At 69.2% G+C, this 20,680-nt stretch carries 22 protein-coding genes; 10 read left to right on the top strand and 12 right to left on the bottom strand.

All coding sequences use genetic code 11. From position 1 onward, the window contains the following. The 8 genes from AB0H37_RS29495 to AB0H37_RS29460 form a co-directional block, all read right to left on the bottom strand. The coding region (locus AB0H37_RS29495) for a cell division protein FtsK (protein WP_360616437.1) at positions 1-1,754 on the bottom strand (1,754 nt) is incomplete at its 3' end. After that, entirely contained in the window at positions 1,751-3,052 is a 1,302-nt protein-coding gene (locus AB0H37_RS29490) for a DUF2637 domain-containing protein (protein WP_360616436.1), read from the bottom strand. The genes AB0H37_RS29495 and AB0H37_RS29490, both read right to left, overlap by 4 nt. After that, on the bottom strand, positions 3,049-3,330 hold the full coding sequence (locus AB0H37_RS29485) for a hypothetical protein (protein ID WP_360616435.1): 282 nt from the start codon (positions 3,328-3,330) through the stop codon (positions 3,049-3,051). Before AB0H37_RS29485 ends, AB0H37_RS29490 begins: the two co-directional genes overlap by 4 nt. Continuing rightward, the gene (locus AB0H37_RS29480; protein WP_360616434.1) at positions 3,327-3,740 is read right to left on the bottom strand and encodes an RRQRL motif-containing zinc-binding protein; all 414 of its coding nucleotides are present in this window, start codon (positions 3,738-3,740) and stop codon (positions 3,327-3,329) included. Before AB0H37_RS29480 ends, AB0H37_RS29485 begins: the two co-directional genes overlap by 4 nt. Next, a complete protein-coding gene (locus tag AB0H37_RS29475; protein WP_360616433.1) occupies positions 3,737-3,994 on the bottom strand; it encodes a hypothetical protein in 258 nt (85 codons plus the stop codon). The genes AB0H37_RS29480 and AB0H37_RS29475 overlap by 4 nt, the downstream gene beginning before the upstream one ends. After that, positions 3,994-4,461, bottom strand: a complete 468-nt coding sequence (locus AB0H37_RS29470) for a transcriptional regulator (RefSeq protein WP_360616432.1) — start codon at positions 4,459-4,461, stop codon at positions 3,994-3,996. The genes AB0H37_RS29475 and AB0H37_RS29470 overlap by 1 nt, the downstream gene beginning before the upstream one ends. A 1-nt stretch (position 4,462) precedes the next feature. Next, entirely contained in the window at positions 4,463-4,885 is a 423-nt protein-coding gene (locus AB0H37_RS29465) for a WhiB family transcriptional regulator (RefSeq protein WP_360616431.1), read from the bottom strand. 6 nt (positions 4,886-4,891) lie between these two features. Beyond that, positions 4,892-5,038 (bottom strand): hypothetical protein, encoded by a 147-nt coding sequence (locus tag AB0H37_RS29460; RefSeq protein ID WP_360616430.1) that lies wholly within the window; start codon positions 5,036-5,038, stop codon positions 4,892-4,894. Between the two features lie 121 nt (positions 5,039-5,159). On the opposite strand from AB0H37_RS29460, the gene AB0H37_RS29455 reads away from it, so the two are divergent. Together AB0H37_RS29455 and AB0H37_RS29450 are read left to right on the top strand one after the other, a co-directional pair. After that, positions 5,160-5,543 carry a winged helix-turn-helix domain-containing protein gene (locus AB0H37_RS29455; protein ID WP_360616429.1) on the top strand — a complete coding sequence of 128 codons (384 nt, stop codon included), beginning with the start codon at positions 5,160-5,162 and terminating at the stop codon, positions 5,541-5,543. 134 nt (positions 5,544-5,677) lie between these two features. Then, the gene (locus AB0H37_RS29450) at positions 5,678-7,078 is read left to right on the top strand and encodes a hypothetical protein (protein WP_360616428.1); all 1,401 of its coding nucleotides are present in this window, start codon (positions 5,678-5,680) and stop codon (positions 7,076-7,078) included. Between the two features lie 3 nt (positions 7,079-7,081). On the opposite strand, the gene AB0H37_RS29445 is transcribed toward AB0H37_RS29450, so the two are convergent. From AB0H37_RS29445 to AB0H37_RS29435, 3 genes are all read right to left on the bottom strand, one after another. Continuing rightward, on the bottom strand, positions 7,082-8,011 hold the full coding sequence (locus AB0H37_RS29445) for an aminoglycoside phosphotransferase family protein (protein WP_360616427.1): 930 nt from the start codon (positions 8,009-8,011) through the stop codon (positions 7,082-7,084). A 326-nt stretch (positions 8,012-8,337) separates the two neighbouring features. Continuing rightward, positions 8,338-9,909, bottom strand: coding sequence for an RNA-directed DNA polymerase (locus tag AB0H37_RS29440; protein ID WP_360616426.1), 1,572 nt, complete (start codon positions 9,907-9,909; stop codon positions 8,338-8,340). 1,087 nt (positions 9,910-10,996) lie between these two features. After that, entirely contained in the window at positions 10,997-11,887 is an 891-nt protein-coding gene (locus tag AB0H37_RS29435; protein ID WP_360616425.1) for an LLM class F420-dependent oxidoreductase, read from the bottom strand. A 90-nt stretch (positions 11,888-11,977) separates the two neighbouring features. Between AB0H37_RS29435 and AB0H37_RS29430 the strand changes: the two genes are divergently transcribed. Beyond that, entirely contained in the window at positions 11,978-12,514 is a 537-nt protein-coding gene (locus tag AB0H37_RS29430) for a helix-turn-helix domain-containing protein (protein ID WP_329093533.1), read from the top strand. Positions 12,515-12,527: 13 nt separating this feature from the next. Here the strand turns inward: AB0H37_RS29430 and AB0H37_RS29425 are convergent, their stop codons facing one another. After that, positions 12,528-13,577 carry a hypothetical protein gene (locus tag AB0H37_RS29425; protein ID WP_360616424.1) on the bottom strand — a complete coding sequence of 350 codons (1,050 nt, stop codon included), beginning with the start codon at positions 13,575-13,577 and terminating at the stop codon, positions 12,528-12,530. 117 nt (positions 13,578-13,694) lie between these two features. Here AB0H37_RS29425 and AB0H37_RS29420 point away from each other — a divergent pair, with 117 nt between their 5' ends. The 7 genes from AB0H37_RS29420 to mnhG all read left to right on the top strand — a co-directional run bounded on the left by AB0H37_RS29420 (position 13,695) and on the right by mnhG (position 20,677). Further along, positions 13,695-14,621, top strand: a complete 927-nt coding sequence (locus AB0H37_RS29420) for a LysR family transcriptional regulator (protein WP_179833630.1) — start codon at positions 13,695-13,697, stop codon at positions 14,619-14,621. Positions 14,622-14,823: 202 nt separating this feature from the next. Further along, on the top strand, positions 14,824-17,619 hold the full coding sequence (locus AB0H37_RS29415; RefSeq protein WP_360616423.1) for a Na+/H+ antiporter subunit A: 2,796 nt from the start codon (positions 14,824-14,826) through the stop codon (positions 17,617-17,619). Beyond that, entirely contained in the window at positions 17,616-18,032 is a 417-nt protein-coding gene (locus AB0H37_RS29410; protein ID WP_089312560.1) for a Na(+)/H(+) antiporter subunit C, read from the top strand. Before AB0H37_RS29415 ends, AB0H37_RS29410 begins: the two co-directional genes overlap by 4 nt. Further along, positions 18,029-19,552 (top strand): Na+/H+ antiporter subunit D, encoded by a 1,524-nt coding sequence (locus AB0H37_RS29405; protein WP_360616422.1) that lies wholly within the window; start codon positions 18,029-18,031, stop codon positions 19,550-19,552. The genes AB0H37_RS29410 and AB0H37_RS29405 overlap by 4 nt, the downstream gene beginning before the upstream one ends. Then, the gene (locus tag AB0H37_RS29400; RefSeq protein WP_360616421.1) at positions 19,549-20,088 is read left to right on the top strand and encodes a Na+/H+ antiporter subunit E; all 540 of its coding nucleotides are present in this window, start codon (positions 19,549-19,551) and stop codon (positions 20,086-20,088) included. Before AB0H37_RS29405 ends, AB0H37_RS29400 begins: the two co-directional genes overlap by 4 nt. Further along, complete coding sequence (locus tag AB0H37_RS29395; RefSeq protein ID WP_179833635.1) at positions 20,085-20,351, top strand: monovalent cation/H+ antiporter complex subunit F; 267 nt, start codon at positions 20,085-20,087, stop codon at positions 20,349-20,351. Before AB0H37_RS29400 ends, AB0H37_RS29395 begins: the two co-directional genes overlap by 4 nt. After that, positions 20,348-20,677, top strand: coding sequence for a monovalent cation/H(+) antiporter subunit G (mnhG, locus tag AB0H37_RS29390; RefSeq protein ID WP_179833636.1), 330 nt, complete (start codon positions 20,348-20,350; stop codon positions 20,675-20,677). Before AB0H37_RS29395 ends, mnhG begins: the two co-directional genes overlap by 4 nt. Positions 20,678-20,680: the final 3 nt, after the last annotated feature.

The following is a 20,680-nucleotide window of genomic DNA, read 5'->3' as shown; positions in this document are numbered from 1 at the left end:
CCGTTCTTGTACATCGAGGTGCCCAGGATCATGTCGTTCTCGGTCTGGCCCATGACCTTGAGGCAGAACCGCAGCCCGACGTTGGCCGAGACACCGGTGGGAAGCGAGTCCTTGTCGGGGCGCTGGGTGGCCAGCAGCAGGATCACGCCGAGGGCGCGGCCGAGTTTGATGATGTCGATGGCCAGGCGGGCGGCCTCGTCACCGAAGTCGGGGTGGGCGAACAGGTTCTGGCATTCGTCCAGGATGAACACCGACGGGTACAGGCCCAGCGACCGTTTGGCGGCCAGTTCCGGGGTGACCTTGTTCTCGGGGCAGAGGTCTTTGGGCAGCTTGCGGATCGCCTTGGCGCGCCGTTCCAGGTCCTTGCGGAGTTCGCGCAGTGCGGCCAGGCACTCGGCGAGGGTGTCGTCGTCCTGCCCGGATCCGTACTGGTGGGCGACCTTTTCCAGGGCCGACAGGTCGCCGGTGCCTTTGAGTTCGTAGACGCGCAGATCGGCGGTCGGGTCGAGGGCGGCGGCCAGGGCCAGCACGCGCATCGCGAACGTCTTGCCCATGCCGGGCATCGCGCCGATCAGGGCGTTGGCGTACATCAGTTCCACGGTGACGGGGCGTCCGCGCTGGTCGGTGCCGAACGGAACCGGCTTGAACAGGTCCACGCGGGTCGCGGTCTTGGCCAGGGGGCCAGCGGTCGACTTGACCTGGTTCATGTCCTGGTCACCGACCCACAGCACCAGCCGCCCGGCGTGCTGGTCGTGCGCCGGTTCGGGCCACACGCACCCAAGAGGGCGGCGCAGGCCGGAGGCGAGGCGGTCGCGGCGCTCCATGATGTCGGTCGCCGTCACCCCGTATGGGAGGTCGACCTCGGCGCGCCAGCCGGGGCCGTCACGGGTGATCGGGGCCGGGAAGGTGATCCCGGATCCGCCCTTGCCGACCGCCTTGTTGATCTCGGCGTTGCCGAGGGAGGCCAGCGCCCGCACCACGATTTCCGAGGTGAGCTTGGGCGCCTTGGTCGACACGACGGCGGTGTCCAGGACGCGCCGGTCGGTGGGCGTCCCGATCCACCCCAGCAGCAGCACCACTGCGGCCAGGACGGCGGTTTGGGTGACGCCGCCGGCGGCGGTCACCGACATGGCGGCCAGCCCGCCACCGACGAGACCGGCGCCGGTGACGAGCATGCGGGCGCGGACGCGGTCGTTGCGCTCGCTCATCAGCTTGAGGTAGGCGTCATCGTTGCGGCGGTCGATGGCGTGTGTGCGCAGCGGCCGGGACTCGATGTCGAACGTCCACCGCCACGTACCGGCCACCACCCGGAACAGGCCACGCGGGGACCGTCCGGCCAGGCGCAGCGAGTACAGCGGGACGCGGGCGGCGTGGTAGCCGGTGACGTGGCCGGCGTAGCCGACCGCCCACCGCACGGTGGCCTTGGCCTCGGTAGCGTCGCGCAGCCACGGCGCGACGATCGGGCGGCGCTGCGCACGCTCGCCGGACATCCGGCGGGCGCGCACGTCCGGCCGGAACGTGTCGGGGCGGTCCACCAGCACGCGGCCCTCGATCGCCTCACCGTCGTCCCCGTCTCCGTCCCGGTCGCCGGGGTCGCCGAACGGCATGGGGCGCGGCGGGTTGGTCGGCGGGACACCGGCACCGGTGCCGCCGGGCGCGGTGGGTGGGGTGTCGAGGGCGGGCGCGAAGTCGGCGGTGTCAGCGTGCTGGACGGGCAGGCGGACGACCTCGCCCATGGCCTTGGTGAAGCTCATGATGCGTTTTCTCCCTCGGCGGGCGGCGCCGCGGCGGTGCCCTCGGCGGCCGGGTTGTCGGCGGGGTCGGTGGGTGCTTCGGTCTTGAGGCGGGCCAGTAGGGCGCCGACGCGGGCGTTGCCGGCGGTCTGTCCGGCGGCCCGCAGCCGGGCGGCCAGGGTGTTGCGGGTCAGGGGTTCGCCGGTCTCGGCGAGGTCGGCGGCGATGCGCCAGCCCAGCGGCATGAGGCTGTCCACGTCCGGCGGCGTGGCCGTGCCGGTCTTGCGGCGGGACGGGCGGGCGGACCGTCCACCGGGACCGCCGCCCCCCTTGGGTGCGCTTGTCCGCTTGCGCGTCCCGGACCGGGCTCCGGACGGTCCACGAGTCGGCGCACTGGACGGTCCGGACTCCAGCGCCGGACGGTCCATCTCGGCGACGGCCGGACGGTCCACCACCGGTCCGGCGGACGGGGCAGCGGCCACCTCGGCGGCCGGTGCACTCGTCTCGGCAGCGGGGGCGAGGTCGCCGAGACGGTACAAGGCCCGGATGCGGCGGGGTGCCTTACGGCGCCACGCCCACCGGCCGTAGGTGTCCTGTAGGTCGGTGAGGGCGAGGACGCGGGCGCGCTCACGGCTCAGGGCGTCGGGGTAGGAGCGGATCTCCCACAGCACCATTCGGCGCCACAGCTTCATGGTGGGCCAGGGTGCGAGGATCCACCGCGAGGCGCGGATCCCGTCCATGCGGGTTCCGGCGGCGATGCCGGCGCGGATCCGGATCACGTGCGCGGCGATCTCCACCGCGCACACCCACAGTGCCGGCAACACCGCGTGCGCGATGCGGCCGAACACCGTCGACTCCTCGGCCACGTTCAGATAGACGGTGGCGGCGGTCAGCGCCCACGGGATGAACCGCAGCCACCGAACCCGCATGTCCAGCCGGGCAAGCACGATGTCGAGCGCGGCGAAGATCCCGATACCCAGGTCGATACCGAGCGGCACCGACCACGCCAACCCCCCGAACGAAGGGCGGGCGGCGTCGGCGACCGCGGCGAAGCTGTTGACGAACCCCAGCAGTCCAAGCACGCCCACCAGCGCGGCGACCACGGCAACCGCGGTGAACTCGTTGCTGGAGAGCGCACGCCCCTGCGACCCGCCGCCCTCGGCGCGGTCGGGCGTGGTCGTCAGCGAGGCGGGCGGCTCGGTCGGGATCTCGTTGGAGGGCGTCAGCGGTCGGAGCGGGATGGCGGCGTGGTCGGCGGCGTGCGGGGTGGTGGCCTGTGCGCCGAGGTTCGCCGAGACGGGGAACGGTGGGGCGGTCATGCGGTGTACCTCCCATCAGGGGCGGTCCGGACGGGGTCGGAGTCGACGCCGGGGCGGTCGCCGTTCGGGTGGCCGGTCGAGTCGTCGGCGGGGTGGTATTCGGTGTCGAGGTCGGCGGCCATCACCGGCACGCCGCACGGGTGGCAGCGGAACCGGACCGGGCCACCGTCCAGGGGCGTCCGGCAGGTCGGGCAGCGCTTGACCGGACCGGCGGTCAGCGTCCGGCGCGGCGCGGCGTAGACGGGGGCGGGCATGGTCGCGGGCGTGGTCGAGGTCATGCCGCGGTCACCTCCGCCTCGCCGAGGTCGGCGCCCTCGGCGCAGTCCAGGCACTCGCCGAGGTGGCGGGGCAGGACGTATCCGGCGTCACGTCGGCAGGTCGGGCAGTGCCGGCGGGCGGCCAGCGCCTTGCCGAGAGCCTCGCGCTGCCGGTCGGTCGGGACGCGCTTGGGCAGCGCCAGGCGCACGTCGTACAGGTAGGCGGCGCGCACCCCGCCGGGCGCGTTGTAGCGGCGCGAGTTCCACAGCACCTGTCCGGCGACCGGCTGCCCGCCGGGGCGCAGGCCCTCGGCAGCGAGTTGGCGGAGGGTGCGCAGGTACTCGGGGGCCATGCGCCACGGCCACGTGGGGATCCCGTATCGGGCGCCGGTCGGGTCGAAGAACCGGGCAGAGCTACGGCGGCGGGTCATGCCGTCACACCTCCCGCCAGCGCAAGGTTCGGGCGCTGGACGGTGACCAGGTGCCAGCCCTCGGCGCGCAGCGTCCGGTAGACCGACACGGCGGCGGCCACCGTCAGAGCCGCGACGGCCAGGGCGGTGAGAGCCACGGTCAGCGCGGGATGCGCGACCGCCAGCACCCCACCAGCGGCGACCAGCCGAACCGGAGAGACACACAGCCAGCACACCGCGGCGAGCACGCCCACAGCGAGGATGAGAGCGGTCATCACGCCACCCCCAGCGAGGCCAGCAGCGCGGCGGCCAGCAGCCACCCGACGTGCCAGGACTGGTCCAGGGCGTAGGCGCCGGTGCCGGTCGGGGCGGTCGCGCCGTCGCCGAGCCGGGCGAACTCGCCCTTGCCGGGGATCAGGTGGCGGCCGAGCCAGTCGGCCAGCGCCAGCAGCGTGGAGCGCCGGTCCGCCCAGTAGTGCGAGACCGCGTCCACCACCAGCGCGGCAGCGGCGGCGTAGGAGTTGACCGGCAGCGCCAGCACCAGCGCCACCACGGCGACGGCAGCGGCCTTGACGGCGGTCAGCGTGGCGACGTGCCGGGCGCACAGAATCCGGCCACGCCAGCCGGGCGCGCCCTTGCCGCACGCCTGCCCGTGCGTCTGCAACCAGTGGTCGCCCACCTCGTGAGCGGCGTACAACGCGGCGAACACCGCGGGGAACACGGTCGGGTCAGCGCCGAACATCTCAGGCCACCTCTTCCAGGTCTGCGGCGGGCAGGGCGCGGACCTCGCGGCGCAGTGCGGCCAGCTCGCGGGGCAGGTAGCCCGCCCACACGCCGAACGTGGGGCGGATCCGCAGCGCGTAGTCCAGGCACAGGGCCCACACCGGGCAGTCCTCGCACACCTCGCGGGCCACGTCTTGGCGGGCCAGACGCTCGGCGAGCGGCTCGTCCTCGAACGCGTCCGGTCCCATGTGCAGGTCCGGGTCATGACGGCAGGCGCCGCGCGTCCCCAGTTCGGTCACCAGTTCCACCAGCGACATCGCGGACGGGTCAACGGACATGCGGTCCTCCTTGCGGGTCGTGAACGGTGGGATAGGGCGGCCCTCGGCGGCGTGCTTGGTGGCCTGTGCGCCGAGGGCCACCGGCTGCGGGTAGTAGGTCGCCATCGCTTGTCAGCCCAGCGAGCCCGAGAACGTCGTGATCGCGTGAATCACCTGGTTGACCAGCTCGGCGGCCTTCTCCGGGTTGTTGATCGCGAAGATCGCAACTGCGATGCCGGCGAGCCACTGCGGGATGCTGCTGGACTTCTGCGGGAACATTCGGTGCTACCTCCATCCAGTCACCGTATTAAGACGGTGGCCATCTGTATTGGCACAGTAGGTTGAGCTGGAGGGGCTGTCAACCCTCCGTCTCAAGACAGTTGGGGTTAGGGTGTGACCTGTGGCGAAGCGGGATGATGACCAGCTACCGAGCCGGCGGCTCGCGGCCTTGCTGCGGACGGAAATCGAGGGAGCGGGCCGGTATGCGGCCGGCGAGCGGTTGCCCTCCTACCGCCAGTTGGCGGCAGAGCACGGCGTCGCGGTGAACACGGCATCGGCCGCGGTTCAACTGCTCGCCAACGAGGGACTTGTTGAGATTCGGGCAGCCAGCGGTGCCTACGTCTGCACGCCCGCAGCAAGTGACGGATCCGAGCGGGCAGATCTCCGAACGGAGTTGGTCAAACTCCAGGAACACCTTGGCGAGGCGCGCGCTGAACTCGACACCGCCGAGCAAATCGCTAGGGACCTCCTTAAACGGCTCCCGCCGGACGAAGCCCCGCATTGATTGAGTTTTTGCGCGAACTATCGACGGCGGTTCGCCTGCCTGGTTAGCCTTGGACACGCAACTGAGCTTCGCCTCTCCCCGTTGGGCTCAACAGGGCGCACAGGGGGGCGCAGATGTGCACTCGGAGGCGTGAGATGGCTGCCAAGATCCCGAACGATCGCCTCGCAAGGCTCATGGCAGAGGCCGGCTTTGACTCGCACAAGGCGTTCGCACGTGCTGTTCTGGAAGAGTCGCGGCGAGCTGGCGAACCCTTGAGACGGTGTGATCACACCTACGTTGCCCGCTGGCTTGAGGGAATGGCTCCCCGCGGTAAGACGCCTTCATTCATCGCAACCGCGCTTGGGAGAAAGCTTCGCCGCTCTGTAAGTCCGACAGAATTCGGCATGGCGACAGCCGGTGATGCGATGTCGCTAGATCTGGGATTGACGTATGCGGAGAACATAGCCGACGGCGCCGAGAATATTATCCGACTTTGGCACGCCGACCTCGAAGAATCATCTCTTGTCTTAAAGGGCAAGATCGACCCAAAAGCATGGGGAGACGCGTCTCTCCGCTGGCTCGTCAATCCAGAGATTTCTACCGCGGGTATATCCTCCAGCGGCGCGCGTATTGGCGAATCTGACATCAGCCGCTTCCGGGTGACCACTGATCTGTTCTCGCAACTGGACAATCGGTTTGGGGGCGGTCATGCCCGGCAGGCACTAGTGCAGTATTTGGCCACTGACGGCGAACGGCTATTGCGGAGCAAGCATAGTGATGCAGTGCGTCAAGCCGTGTTTAAGGCGGTTGCGGAAGCTACCCTTCTTGCGGCATGGATGTCATACGACAGTGGCCTGCACAGCCTCGCGCAGCGGTATTTCATTCAAGCCCTGGGCCTCGCCCAGGCTGGCGACGATCGTCTACTTGCGGCGAGCATTTTGGATGCGATGAGCCATCAAGCAACGTTCGTCGGTCGCTATCAGGACGCGGTTAGTCTCGCACGCGCGGCTAGGACCGGTACGCAAGGGCTGGCAACGCCTACGTTGTCCGCTCATTTTCTCGCCATGGAAGCACGTGCGCTAGCCCGACTCGGCGATGCGCGCGCGTGCGATCTAGCCCTCTCCGAGGCGGTTGCTGCTTTCGAGCGGCGTAGGCCAGAGGATGATCCCGAGTGGATTCAATACTTTGATGACGCGGAACTCTCGGCCGAGTTCGGGCATTGCTTCCGGGACCTCGGCCGGCCGGTAGACGCCTCACGGTATGCGGACCAGTGCTTGGGAACCATCGATGATGGCGTCTACCTGCGCAGCGACTTCTTTGCAACTATGGTGCTTGCGGATTCACATCTCAACGCTGGTGAGCCGGAGCGCGCATGCCTGGTCGCTCTTCAGGCGCTCAACACGGGCGAGCAACTGCGGTCGGCTCGTTGCGTAAGTTACCTGCGGGAGTTTTGTGAACGGCTTACCGCTATCGGCAAGAGTTCAACCGTCACTGCATTCGATGAGCAGGCAAGAGAGTCGCGTCTCTGGCGTATAGCTTCGTCGCCGGACCACTAAGTATTACCACGGCTTCCAGTCGCGCCTACTACCGCCGGTCCGGAGAGTCTCAATTCTCTTCGCGGCCTCGGCGGCAGTCTCTTCGCTCTCATCTGCCTTTTGGGCAAGCCAGGTCACCATCAAGAATTCTCGAACGTCACGCATGACGGGGTACCCGGACCACATCATGACGTCGAATCCATAAGTGTTAGCGAATGCTTCATACTCGCTGCGCGTGTGCCAGCCAAAGTGCTCGTAGTAGAGTGCGGTAAGTACTAGGTCCCATTCTCTGGGGCCCGTAGCGAAGCTATCCAAGTCCATCAGGGTCGGGACGCCGTTTCGGTCTCGGAGCACGTTCCCGACACTCGCATCACCGTGGATTATTCCGGTGGGCAACTCGAAATTCAGCTTCGACCACTCATCTTGCAGCTCGCTGAGCCGTTGCAACAAGAACCCTTGGCTATCGGATTTCAACGCAACGCTTTGATTGACCCGCTCGCTTGCTTTGTCGAATGGTGTCAGACTCGGAAGGTCTAGGTTGGTGGGCGCATCAAGTGAGTGAAGTCTGCGGATGACGTCTGCGATCTCCTCTGTGGTCGCCCAGTCGTCCGGGCCGTCGGCTACCGCCAGCCAGAATGTCACCGGACGTCCGTCCACCATGACAGGCTGTTCCACGTCGATAGCTCGGACAGCGGGGTAATCAGCGGATTCCAGCCAGCGGGCAATAGCGATAGCCCGCTCTGATTCGCGGCTGTCTGTCCCTTTGCGAGAGATTCGCGCAATTACGGAAGCGTTCACCCGGTAGACGGCGTTCGACCCTAGCCGCATGAGGTGTGCTCGCTCGGGATCCAGACCTACGGCCCGACAAGCCCGCGCCAGTGTCGTGATGGTGTTCTCCGGTGTGAACACGTCCTCGTCAGTGCACTGGGCCGTGCCCGGCCGGGTTCGCGTCACGCTTCCTCCCCATGGGTGGCGTCTGCCTCGGCTCTGGATCATGTTGGGCGCCGAGCTACGGTACCTCTGCTACATCTTGCTACCCGAAGTTTCCGCATGGATGGGAGGGAACGTCATCCTCACCGTGTGCTGCCGGACCGTTACAGGTGGGGTGGGCCACAGCACCATCCCTCGGAGAGCGGTTGAAGGAGGGCGACCCGCCGTTGGACGATGGCGAGAACCGCACAAGCGGGCCGCATAGGGGCGAAGCGTTGGGGCCGGTGGTGACGCCCTGGCGCATGATCCGTCTGGCCGGCGTTCAGCACTCGTGCACGCTGTTGCACGGTTTAATCATTTACGGAACTGGATTCGTCAAAGTCTTTTACGACAGCGGGAGGAGCCCAGGCATTTCGTTGAAGGAACTTAACTAGAAGATGATTTCGTGGGTCGCGTGTGAGGATGTCCTCTACAGACGTCCTGCTATCGCCTGCCATGAGCAATCCCAGACCATAAAGACGGAGCAGGATCGGATCCGATGTTCTGTCGACCCGAGCACGTATCAAATTGCGCCCAAGAACAGGATTCTGCGTACATATGCGCTGAATTGCGATTGCAATCTGTTGGATGTTCTCAGAATTTTGCAACCAGCCCTTAAGGGCTTCGGAGACGTTTCGCGGCATGCCTTCTGTATCGAAGATCAGACTGTATTGCGACGAAACCCAAGCAAGTCGTCCAAACTTGGATGCCTGAAGTTCGCAAAACCAGTTGTCCACATCAAGTGACTGGTGGCCAAACTCATCTACGGCTGCGCGGATGAATCGCCCGAGGTTATCCGCGACATGTGGTAGGTATTTGGCGGCAGCCAGCCATTCGGCACATCTAGTGAATTCCCGGTTCTCGGCTAGAGATACCAGCACTGCTTTTGCGAGAGTCCTAGGCACTGATCTCGGTTCGCTCAGTATCGCGCCCTCAAGGTGGCGTAGGATGTCGAGATCCGGTTCAGGGCGTGGCTCGGAGTCGTATGCGCCGAAAACGAACTGAACTGGAACCTTGATCTTTTTCAGATCCTCCAGGCGCAACATGGTTGCAGTCTCGCTCGCGGGCAACAGATGAGTCTTCGATGCGTTGATTTCAAGGCCGGTTAGCCTCGCGCGTTCTTGCAGATCAATCAAGAGGGAGAAGAGTGCACCTTCTTCCCCCTCCGCGCTAATATCGTCCATCCATCGACGTGCTCGGACGATACTTCCGCCGTTTTCGAGGGCGGCTGCAAGCGAGTCATCAAGTGGCTGCATTACAGTGTGGGCAAGTACAGCAGACGCGAAGCTCCGTTGCGGCAGCCCGCTTCTTGTTGAAAGGGAATCATGGGCGCGTATCACATCCATAATTATGTGTGCGGCCGTCACCTTTCCCATTTTGCTATAGACGATCTGTTGGATTCTCTCCGGACGTATCGAGGCAAAAAAGGAGGTGATGTCGGTTAGTAGACCAAAATTCTCTTGGTCGTCGCTCTTGGGTAGATCCTCAACGTATGATTTCCATTCGGCGTTGCCTGCTGCAACTGTGCCCGGCTCTCTCATGCGCCAGCCGTATACCCAGCTCGGCAGATCGCTATGAAACCCGTTCAGGCCCGCATGAACCGCTGAAAGATATGCCAGTCTGCTTTGTGGGTCTTGTACTACGGCTGGGCGGACACCTAGGCGAGTCTTTGGGACTTCAATAAGGTGAAAGTGTGGCTGATTTGAAAGATGAAATTCTCTATTGCGCGTTTTTCTGATCGCCAGATCTTCTTCTGCATCGACATCCTCAGGGTTGATGGCTGTTAGCTCAGGCCACCCCCAAGGGTCCCGAAACCAGTCGCCATACATTTCCTGGCGAGCCAGGTCAATGCCAGCCGCGATATCTAGGCCCTGTGAACTCACTCTGATGCTCCCGCTTACCTCGGATCCACTGGTAACTTAGCGTAGCGCCCAACACTGGCGCCGCCCGATTTGGTTGTGTGCCTCCACCGCTGGCCGCCTGCGGTCACATGGTTGTGTGTGCTGGGCGACGTACGGGCGACGTACGGGCGAGTGACCAACTGAGTGACAACCGTGGTGTGATCGTCTAGACGGCTCTGGACGGTCTTGGACGGTCGCCGCCGTGGTCGTCGGGGGAGTGAGCTGGAGGCGATCTTGTCCGGAATGCTTCGAGTCCAATCGCGGGAGCTTGAGGCGGGTTCCCTGCTCGGCGAGCTTTGCTCGCCTTCGCCGGGGCCCGTCGTGCCAGCCCGTGGGCGTCCCACGAACCCCCGGTAGGGAGGAGCTCCGCTCCCCGGCTCTCGGTTGTGGCTTTAGATCGTGTTCAGATGGTCTGCTGGTTGCGGCCCCGGGATCGTGTTCGAAATGCTCCCGGTAGATTTCCCTGTCCTCCTGGACATACCCCAGCTCAGGCCGCCATCCCACCCGGCGCGGGAGGGACGCTCTCTGCGGCGGGCTCCTTGCCGACGTCTTCTGAGACGGGACCGTGGTCGGCTGCGAGGGGACGTTGCCTGCTCGCCGTTGGGTTCTGCAGGCGGGGGCCGAGGAGGGGTTCGTCACTTCCAGGTGACCAACACGTCGACTCTGTCGGCCGCCTTGCAGGACTTCGGGATCGTCGCCAGTGAATAGGCCTCATCGACGGGCTTGACGGACTGGAGAGCCGCACTGCATTCGGGGAGGCGTAATGGCGATCTTGTAACCATATTCAGGTTCCGGACTCCGACGATGCATTCCGGACGGACGGGAGTCACCTGTGGTGATGCCGCAGAGGGAACATCATTCGTCCTCCCCGAACTACCGTGCGGCGATGGCATTCGGCGGCTCCGCTGCGGCACTTGCGCTGATGGGGGCCGTCGAGCTCATGACCGGAGCAGCGGGGGTCGGTGCCTTCAGCTTGATCGGTGGGGGCGCCCTGGCCGTCGGTGCTCTGGGGAGCATCGCGTATGAGCGCTTCCGCGGGCACTGAGCGCGCGGCGCTGCCTCGACCTGGTCAGCGTAGGGAGGCGGTGAGGGGGAGGAGGTCGGCCAGGTCGCCGCGGGGGCTGATCAGTAGGTCGGTCACGCCTGCGTCGGCGAAGCGGCGCAGCTGGCGGGCGACCGTTGTCTCGTCGCCGGCTATGACCGTCTCGTGGACGCCGGACAGGCCCTGGCGGTCGAGGACCGCCCGGTAGGCGGGGAAGTCCGATGCGGCGCCCAGTTGATCGGCCAGGTCGCTGCGGACGGCGTCGGGGTCGGTGGTGACGGCGACGATGACGCCTGCCAGCACGCGCGGTGCGGGGCGTCCCGCGGCTTCGGCGGCCTGGGTGATGGACGGGACGATGTGGTCGGCTATCGCGTCGGCGCCCACCCAGGTCGTCACTGTTCCGTCGGCCAGTTCGCCCGCGATCCGCAGCATGGCCGGGCCCAACGCCGACACCAGAACCGGCGGCGGGGTCGCGCCTGGCGCGTCCAGTTTGCCGACCGCGGTCAGTGTCTCGCCGTGGTAGTCGACGTCCTCGCCGCGCAGCAGCGGGCGCAGGGCCGACAGGTACTCGCGGACGTGCCGCGCCGGGCGTTCGTAGGAGATGCCGTGCGCGCCTTCGATGACCTGCGGGTGGCTCGGGCCGATGCCGAGGGTGAAGCGGCCGCCCGTCATGGCCTGGGCGGTGAGCGCCTGGCTCGCCAGTGCGAGGGGGTGGCGCGGGTAGGTCGGGACGATGGCGGTGCCCACCTCGATGCCGGGGACCTCGCGTCCGGCGACCGCGGCGGTCAGGAGGGCGTCCCAGGAACCCGCGTGCCCGAAGAAGGCGCTGTCGAGACCGGCGTCCCTCGCTTGGCGGACCTGCGTGACGAGGTCGTCCAGGGGGGCCATTCCGGCGATGGTGAACAGTCCGATGCGCATGAGCCGCTCCAAAGGTGAATCGGATCTTCCGGTTCTGGTTGTGCAGGATAACCTGAATCTCCTGTTCCGGTTACCTCGGGAGGAGGACCCGTGCGGGCCGACGCGAAGCGCAACCGCGAGCGGATCGTTTCCTGTGCCCTCGGGCTGTTCGTCGAGCGGGGGCCGGGCGTCAGCATGGAGGAGATCGCGCGGGCGGCGGACCTCGGCGTGGGCACCCTCTACCGGCACTTTCCGGACCGGCGAGCTCTCGTCGAGGAGATCGCGACCAGTTCGCTCCGGTGTCTCGGAGTGGAGATACGGAAGCTTCGCGAGCAGGAGGTTCCGCGCTGGGAGGTGCTGACCCGGGTCGTCGCCTTCTGTGCCGGTCAGCCGTTCGCGCTCATCAAGGCCGTCGCGGATGGCGATTCGATGCCGCAGGAGCGGCTCGCCTTGCAGAACGAGGTCGACGGCCTCCTGCGGGAGCTGATGCAGGATGTGCAGGGGGAGGGCTCGATGCGCGACGACATCAGCCCGGTGGAGGCCGTCGAGATCCTCAGTACCGCCGTCTGCCGTCCCGGAGCCCGGGAGGACGACGCCGTCACGCGCGTGATGCTGGACGGCCTCAGAGCGAAGACGTCGGGCCGGTGAGGGCGGCCGCAGGTCAGCGTGCCCCGGGGATGTAGGCCAGGCCGTGCGCGCCGGGTTCGCCTCGCCTGACGATGTCGAGCCGGTTGAGTCGCTGCATCGACTCCAGGTCGATGATGTCGACCGTCGAGGAGGTGACGCAGGCGACGTATCCGAGCGCGCCGTCCGGTGAGGAGGTGATCGTGAGCGGGAACCGGCCGACCTCCGCCTGCCCGAGCCGGTCGCCGGAGACGGCCGAGAACACCGTCAGCCGACCGGGGGACTGGCGGCCGAGCCGGCTCCCGGGGTCGGTGGCCATCCGCAGCTCCCCGGCCAGCACCTTGCCGGTCGACGTGACGTGGACGGGGAACACGACGTCGTCGACCGGCAGCACATCGGTCACCGCGGCGGCCGCGGCGTCGATGACGCGGATCCCGGGGGAGGGCGGCTCGGCGCCCGCGGCGAACGATCCGTAGGGCGCGGCGACGAACACCCGCGTCCCGTCCGGCGACACGGCCAGCCCTTCGCTGCCGGGGACCTCGACCTTGGCGGTGAGCGTCCCCTTCTCCAGGTCGACGACCGATACGAACGGCGCCTCCTTGTTGCTGGCGTAGCCCGCGGTCCCGTCCGGGCTGATGACGAACCAGTGCGGCCCCGGCGCGTCGGTGTCGATCCGCCCGATCGGACGTCGCGTGCCGGCGTCGACGACCACCACGCCGCCGGGCCTTTCGGCGGATCCTTCGACGCTCACGTACAGCAGGCCGCGCTCGGCGTCCAGTGCGAGGCCGTGCGGCCCGTGCTCCGGCGCCAGGTCGACGACCTCGACGACCCGGCGCGTGTCAGGGTCGATGACGGTGAGCTCGCTGCGCCTGCCGGAGTTCGCGTGGTAGTAGCCCGAGTGATAGGTGCTGGCGCACCACAGGAGCCGCCGCCGGGCGTCGAAGCAGAGCTCGTGGGGTTCGGCGAGGACGTCCACACCGCCGATGTAGGTGTCGTTGGCGGCGTCGAAGAAGGAGACGGTGGCGCTGCTCTGGCTCACCACCGCCAGCAGGTCGCTCTCCCTGCCTGCGCGGACGGACTGCGTCATGGTCGCTCCAGTGTTCGTAACGTGCGGATGCTTGGAGTCTGACCACCGCTGACATGTCGCACAATGCAAAGATAAGCAAGGGATAGTTTCACCAAATGCAATTCGATCAGGGGTGTCATGGACCTCAACCTGCTGAAGACCCTGGACGCCCTCCTCCAGGAGAACAGCGTCACCCGTGCCGCCGAGCGGCTCGGCACCTCCCCGGCCGCGGTCAGCCGTGCCCTCGGACGGCTGCGCCGCACCGTCGGTGATCCGCTGCTGGTCCGCGCCGGCCAGCAGATGGTCCCCACCCCCCGCGCGGTGCGCCTGCGGGAGGAAGTCCGCTCGCTCCTCGAACACGCCGAAGCCGTTCTCGCTCCGGCGCCCGGCCCCGGCCTCCCCGACCTGGACCGGACGTTCACCGCCCAGGTGAGCGACCTCCTGCTGGCCAACCTGGCCGCCCCGCTGACCGAGCGCGTCCGCGCCCAGGCGCCCCGAGCCGTACTGGCCTTCCTCTCGGAGTCGATCGAGGGGACCCCCGCTCTGCGGCAGGGCGCGGTCGACCTCGAACTCGGCGTCCTGAACCACCTGGACCCCGAAACCTGCACCGAGGCCCTGACGTCCGTCCCCCTGGTCGCCGTCGCCCGAGCCGACCACCCCCTGTTCGCCGGCCCCATCGACGCCCGCCGGTTCGCCGCGGCCGATCACATCGGCATCTCCCGGCAGGGCAAGCGCCACGGGCCCATCGACACCGCGCTCGCCCAGCAGGGGCTGCGCCGGCGCACCGCGGCCGTCGTCCCCAGCCATACCGCCGCCCTGATGATGGCCCGCACCGGTGATCTGGTCTGCCTCACCCTCGATGGATGGCTCCCCGACGCGCTCGCCGCCCTCGGACTGCGCACCTTCCCGATCCCTGTCGCGACACCGCCCATCGACATCGGCATGGCCTGGCACCCGCGCCATTCATCCGATCGCGGCCATCGGTGGTTCCGCGACCAGGTCCGCGCCACCGTCCGCCACCACACCCCTTCTCCGCCCACTGGGACGTCGCCTCGCTCGGGATGAGGCCGGGAGGCTCGCCACGTCGATGGTCGAAGCGCTGACGCCTCCCTCGAACGGCGGTTGAGCGCCCCGGCCTGTGGGTGGGCCGGGGTGCTCTCGTATGGCGGGTGGATCTTGGTGGTTCCGTGCGGGCGGGTGGTCGTTTCGGGGGTCGTGATCGGGTAGGTGGGAGGCGACGTGCCTTGCGGAGGGGGGCTGCGGCGCCATGCTCGCGCTGGTTCTCGCTTATGCCGTCGTCGCGGTCGCGGTGCCCTTCGTGCTCGGGCGGCGTCGGCGTGTGACGGCGTGCGTCGCGGCGGTGCTGCCGGCGGGGACGGCCGGGTGGGCCGCGGCGCGGGTGGGGCGGGGCGCGCTCACGGCGAGGCTGGACTGGGCGCCGGATCTGGGGCTGGTGTTCGACTTCCGGCTGGACGCGCTGTCCATCGTGATGCTGCTGCTGATCGGCGGGGTGGGGGCCGTCGTCCTGTGCTACGCGGGCTGGTACTTCGAGCGTCCCGAGAGGCTGATGATCGGGACGCTGGTCGCGTTCGCGGGGGCGATGACGGGGCTGGTGCTGGCCGACAACCTGCTCGTCCTGTACGTGTTCTGGGAGCTGACCACGCTCAGTTCGTTCGTGCTCATCGGCGCGACCCGGCCGGAGCGGGCTGAGGACCGGCGGGCGGCGGCGCAGGCGCTGCTGACGACCACCGCGTTCGGGCTGGTCATGCTCGCCGGGTTCGTGCTGCTCGGGCAGTCCGCCGGGACGTACCGGATCTCGGCGATGGTGGCCGACCCGCCGGGTGGCGGGATGGCGACGGCCGGGGTGGTGCTGGTGCTGCTCGGGGCGTTCGCCAAGTCGGCTCAGGTGCCGCTTCACGCGTGGCTTCCCGCCGCGATGGTGGCGCCCACTCCGGTCAGCGCCTACCTGCACGCCGCGGCCATGGTGAAGGCCGGGGTCTACCTGGTGGCGCGGCTGGCCCCCGCGTTCGGCGACGTCGGAGTGTGGCGCCCGCTGGTGGTGGGGGTCGGGCTGCTGAGCCTGCTGACGGGCGGGGTCCTGGCGCTGCGGCAGCATGATCTGAAACGGCTGCTCGCGTACGGGACGGTGAGCCAGCTCGGTCTGCTGATGGTCCTGCTGGGGGACGGCACGCGGACGGCGGCGCTGGCGGGCACCGCGTTGCTGCTGGCCCATGGCCTGTTCAAGGCGCCGCTGTTCCTGACGGTCGGGACGGTGGAGCACGAGACGGGGACGCGCCGTGCCGATCGGCTCTCGGGGGCCTGGCGGCGGCTGCCGGTGCTGGCGGTCGCGGCGACGGCGGCCACGGCGTCGATGATCGGTCTGCCGCCGTTCCTGGGGTTCGTAGCGAAAGAGGCCGCCATGGAGGCCTTCGCTCATGGTGGGCTGGATATCGCGGTCCTTGTCGGGGTCGTGGCGGGTTCTGCGCTGACCGTGGCCTACGGTGTGCGCTTCCTGTTCGGTGCGTTCGGTGGTCAGGCGGATGTCACGCCCGGGGGACATTGGGGTTTGGTGGGGCCGGTCGTCGTCCTCGCCGTGGCCGGGTTCGCCTTGGGCGTCGTACCTGGCGTGATGCAGAAGCTCGCCGGGCCGTATGCGGACACGCTGCCGGGGGACGGCGAATACAAGCTCGCCCTGTGGCATGGCTTCGGACCGGCGCTGTGGCTTTCCGTGGTCGCGCTCGTGACGGGTGTCGTGGTGTTCGCCTTGTTCGGACGGACGTTCCCCGTCAGGCGGGCGCGGTGGCGGATCCTCGACGCGCAGCGCGGCTACGACCGGACGGTGGAGGGGATCCTCGCCGGGGCGCACGGGGTGACCAGGCGTGTGCAGATCGGTTCGCTGCCCGTCTACCTCGGTGTGATCGGGGCGATGGCGCTGGTGGTGCCCGGCTCGGCGCTGGTGGCGGCTCTGGTCCGGGGGACGGGCCCGGCCTTTCCGGTGGGCCGGCTGCGGGCATGGGACGACCCGGCGCAGGTCGTTCTCGCCGTGGTCGTGATCGGCTGCGCGCTCGCGGCGCTGCGGGCCCGCCGCAGGCTGACGGCCGCGCTGCTGCTCGCCGGGACGGGCTACGGGGTCGGCGGGCTGTTCGTGGTGCAGGGCGGCCCCGATCTCGCGCTGACGCTCTTCGTCGTGGAGACGCTGTCGCTGATCATGCTGGTGCTGGTGCTGCGGCGGCTTCCGGCCCGGTACCCGCCGAGGCGCCGCAAGGGGCCGGCCAGGGCGGTCGCCGGGGCGATCAGCGTGTGCCTGGGCGGGTTCGTCGCGTTGTTCCTGATGGTGGCGGCGCTGAGCCGCAACACCCGCCCGGTCGGGACCGGATACACGCGGCTCGCGGACGAGGAGGGGGCCAAGAACGTCGTGAACGCGATCCTCGTCGAGATGCGGGCGCTCGACACGCTCGGCGAGATCACGGTGCTGGGCGTCGCGGCGATGGGCGTCGTCGGGCTGGTGACCAGCGGGCGGCGGCCGCCGAGCGCGTCCGGCGGCGGCCGCGGGCCGGAGGAGGCGGGGAGCCGCTGGCTGGCGGCGCCGGGGCGCCCGCCCCTGGGCGGATCCTCGGTGGTGCTGGAGGCCGCGGCGCGGTTCCTCGGCCCGACGATCCTGGTGTTCTCGCTCTACCTGCTCGTCGCCGGGCACGGGCACCCGGGAGGCGGGTTCGTGGGCGGGCTCGTGGCGGGCATGGCGTTCGTGCTGCGCTACCTGCCGGGCGGCCGGCGGGAGCTGGCGACCGCGCTGCCGGTCCGGCCGAGCGTCCTCATCGGCGGCGGCCTCGGGCTCGCGGTCGCCACGGGCGCGGCCGGCTGGACGGCCGGCGGGTTCCCGCACGGGGAGTTCCTCCAGGGGGAGGTCTGGCACGCGTCACCGCCCGTCCTGGGCGAGGTCGAGGTGCCGACCAGCCTGTTCTTCGACATCGGGGTGTACCTGGTGGTCCTCGGGCTGGTGCTGACGATCCTCACCACGCTCGGGGCGAGCCTGGAGGACGAACCGGAAGAGGAGACGGCATGACCGGGCCCGCGCTCGTCCTCGTGCTGACCGTCGCCGTGCTGTTCGCGGCCGGGTTCGACCTGCTGATGCAGCGGTCCCTGATCCGCGTCGTGGTCGGGTTCATGCTGCTCGGGCACGGGGCCAACCTCGTCCTGCTGCTGGCGGGCGGGGCCGCGGGGGCGCCGCCGCTGCTCGGCGGAGGGTCGGAGCGGACGATGGCCGACCCGCTGCCGCAGGCCATGGCGCTCACCGCCATCGTGATCACGTTCGGCGTCACGGCGTTCCTGCTGGCGCTGGCCTACCGGAGCCGGCGGCTGCTCGGCGAGGACGAGGTGCAGGACGACGTCGAGGACCGCCGGATCTGCGCCGAGCGCCGCCGCGAGTCCTGGGACGCCCCGCCGGAGCGGCACGACCCGCTGGAGGAGGACGAATGAACGTCCTGCTTCCCCTGCCGTTCGCACTGCCGCTGCTGGGCGCGGCCCTGGCGATGATCGGCCGTCGTCACCGGTTCTGGCAGCGGGTGCTCGCGCCGCTCGTCGGGGCGGGGGTGGTGGCGGCCTCCGTGGCGGTGCTGGTCGGCGTGGCGCGGGACGGGGTCGTCGCCGTCCAGGTCGGGGGCTGGGCGGCCCCGCTCGGCATCACGCTCGTCGCCGACCGGCTGTCGGCGCTGCTGCTCGTGGTGTCCGGCACCGTGCTGCTGGCGATCATGCTGCACGCGGTGGCGGAGGGCGCGGGCGCGCTGGAGCGCCGGAGCGAGCCGGGGGTGTTCCATCCCGCCTACCTGGCGCTGACCGGCGGGGTCGGCCTGGTGTTCCTCGCCGGTGACCTGTTCAACCTGTTCGTCGCGTTCGAGGTGATGCTCGCGTCGAGCTACGTGCTCATGACCCTCCAGCCGACGGCCGAGCGCGTCCGGGCGGGCATGACCTACACGGTCGTCAGCCTCACCTCCTCGATCATGTTCCTCACCGCGCTCGGCCTGACCTACGCGGCGGCCGGGACGGTGAACCTCGCCGACCTGTCCGAGCGCGTCCCGGCACTCCCGGCGGGCACCCGCACGGCGCTCGGGCTGCTGTTCCTCGTGGTGTTCGGGATCAAGGGCGCGATCGTTCCGATGCACCTGTGGCTGCCCGACGCCTACCCGGCCGCCCTCACCAAGGTCACCGCCGTGTTCGCCGCGCTGCTGACGAAGGCCGCCGTGTACGCGCTCATCCGCGTCGAGACGCTGGTGTTCCCCCGCGAGCACGGGTCGTGGGTGATGCTCGTCCTCGCCGCCGGGACGATGGTCGTGGGCACCCTCGGCGCGCTGGCGAACGACGACATCCACCGGGTGTTCTCGTTCACCCTCGTCGGCCACATCGGCTACATGCTCTTCGGCCTCGCACTGTTCAGCGTCGCCGGGCTCACCGGGGCGATCCTGTACCTCGTCCACCACATCGTGGTGCAGGCGACGCTGTTCCTGGTCAGCGACCTGATCCAGGCCCGCACGGGGGAGACGTCGCTGCACCGGCTCGGCGGCCTTGCCCGCCTGTCGGCCCTGATCGCCGTGCTGTTCTTCATCCCCGCGATGAGCGTGAGCGGGGTGCCGCCGACGTCCGGGTTCGTCGCGAAGCTCGCCCTCTTCCAGGCGGGCCTCGGGTCGGGACGGCCGCTGGCGTACGCCGTCACGGGCGTCGCGGTGCTCGCGAGCCTCCTCACGCTCATGGCGATGGCGCGGGTCTGGGCGCTCGGGTTCTGGCGCCCCCGCCCGGACGAGGCGGGCGAACCGCCCGCCGCCGAGCCCTACACGCGGGGTGGAGTGCGGGTCATGCAGGCCGTGGCCGCCGTGATGGTCGCCGGCGGGCTCCTCATCGCCGTGTTCGCCGGGCCGCTGTCGTCCTGGAGCGCGCGCGCCGCGGCCGACCTGGTGGAGCCGTCGGCCTACCGGCGGGCCGTGCTGGACGGGAGGACACCGTGAGGAGCGCGTTCCGCAGGATCGGCGCCCGGCTGGGCATGGCGGCGTGGCTGCTCGCGGTCTGGGTGCTGCTGTGGGGACGGGTCGACGCCCTCATCGTCGCCGGCGGCGTCGTCGCGGTGGCCATCGCCTACGCGGTGAGCAGGCTGCCCGCCGTCCCGCTCGTCACGAGGATCCGGCCGCTGCGCCTCGCCGAGGCCGTCGCGGAACTCGCGTGGGACCTGCCGGCGTCGAGCGTCGTCATCGGCTGGCACGCGCTGCGCGCCCCGCGCCGGGTCAGGGGCGCCGTCGTCGAGGTGAGCGCCCGGACGCGCTCGGAACTGGTCCTGCTCGCGGTCACGACGAGCATCTCCCTGCGCCCCGGCACCCTGCTCGTCGACCTGGACTGGGAGCGGTCGATCCTGCGCATCCACGGCATGCCGGTCCGCGACCGCAGGGAGGCCGACGCCGCGCGGGACGGCGTGGTGCGCACGGAGCACAGGCTGATGCGCGCCCTCGTGACCCCCGAGGACACAGCGGAGGAGGAGGAACGGAGATGACCGTCGTCTACACCGTCACCATGGTCCTGCTGGGCGCGGCGATCCTGATGACGGCCGCGCGGCTCGTCCGCGGCCCGACCTCCTTCGACCGGATCATGGCGGTGGACGTCCTGGCGGTCCTGCTGGTCAGCGGCATCGCGGTGCACTCGGCCGTCTGGGGCGAGCCGGCGCTGTCGACCATCCTGGTGGCCGTCGTGCTGCTGGGGTTCGTCGGCTCGGTCACCGCCGCCCGCCTCGCCGCGCAGCGGGAGGGGGGCTCGTGACCGCCGGCGACGTCGTCACCGCCGTCCTGCTTCCCGCGGGCGCCGCCTTCTGCGCGGTGGGCGCGCTCGGCGTGCTGCGGTTCCCCGACCTGCTCACCCGGCTGCACGCCGCGACGAAGCCGCAGACGATCGGGCTCCTGCTCGTCCTCGCGGGTGCCGCGCCGCAGGCGGGTTCCGTCGCGGCCGCCGCCCCGCTGCTGCTGGTCGCGGTCTTCCAACTGCTCACCGCGCCCGTCGCCGCCCAGACGATCGGCGCCGCCGCCTACCGCGCCGGCGTCCTCGACCGGTCCGTCCTCACCATCGACGACACGGGCCGCGATCCCTGACCC

This window comes from Actinomadura sp. NPDC023710, from assembly GCF_040639875.1.
In the GTDB taxonomy this organism is placed as follows: Bacteria; Actinomycetota; Actinomycetes; order Streptosporangiales; family Streptosporangiaceae; genus Spirillospora; species Spirillospora citrea.
The sequence above is the reverse complement of the archived record's forward strand: the minus strand, read 5'-3'. Positions and strand labels throughout refer to the sequence as shown.

Coding starts and splice junctions, on each gene's coding strand:
- AB0H37_RS29490 (WP_360616436.1), bottom strand. CDS start 3,052: ATGACCGCCCCACCGTTCCCCGTCTCGGCGAACCTCGGCGCACAGGCC.
- AB0H37_RS29485 (WP_360616435.1), bottom strand. CDS start 3,330: ATGACCTCGACCACGCCCGCGACCATGCCCGCCCCCGTCTACGCCGCG.
- AB0H37_RS29480 (WP_360616434.1), bottom strand. CDS start 3,740: ATGACCCGCCGCCGTAGCTCTGCCCGGTTCTTCGACCCGACCGGCGCC.
- AB0H37_RS29475 (WP_360616433.1), bottom strand. CDS start 3,994: ATGACCGCTCTCATCCTCGCTGTGGGCGTGCTCGCCGCGGTGTGCTGG.
- AB0H37_RS29470 (WP_360616432.1), bottom strand. CDS start 4,461: ATGTTCGGCGCTGACCCGACCGTGTTCCCCGCGGTGTTCGCCGCGTTG.
- AB0H37_RS29465 (WP_360616431.1), bottom strand. CDS start 4,885: ATGGCGACCTACTACCCGCAGCCGGTGGCCCTCGGCGCACAGGCCACC.
- AB0H37_RS29460 (WP_360616430.1), bottom strand. CDS start 5,038: ATGTTCCCGCAGAAGTCCAGCAGCATCCCGCAGTGGCTCGCCGGCATC.
- AB0H37_RS29450 (WP_360616428.1), top strand. CDS start 5,678: ATGGCTGCCAAGATCCCGAACGATCGCCTCGCAAGGCTCATGGCAGAG.
- AB0H37_RS29435 (WP_360616425.1), bottom strand. CDS start 11,887: ATGCGCATCGGACTGTTCACCATCGCCGGAATGGCCCCCCTGGACGAC.
- AB0H37_RS29425 (WP_360616424.1), bottom strand. CDS start 13,577: ATGACGCAGTCCGTCCGCGCAGGCAGGGAGAGCGACCTGCTGGCGGTG.
- AB0H37_RS29420 (WP_179833630.1), top strand. CDS start 13,695: ATGGACCTCAACCTGCTGAAGACCCTGGACGCCCTCCTCCAGGAGAAC.
- AB0H37_RS29415 (WP_360616423.1), top strand. CDS start 14,824: ATGCTCGCGCTGGTTCTCGCTTATGCCGTCGTCGCGGTCGCGGTGCCC.
- AB0H37_RS29410 (WP_089312560.1), top strand. CDS start 17,616: ATGACCGGGCCCGCGCTCGTCCTCGTGCTGACCGTCGCCGTGCTGTTC.
- AB0H37_RS29405 (WP_360616422.1), top strand. CDS start 18,029: ATGAACGTCCTGCTTCCCCTGCCGTTCGCACTGCCGCTGCTGGGCGCG.
- AB0H37_RS29395 (WP_179833635.1), top strand. CDS start 20,085: ATGACCGTCGTCTACACCGTCACCATGGTCCTGCTGGGCGCGGCGATC.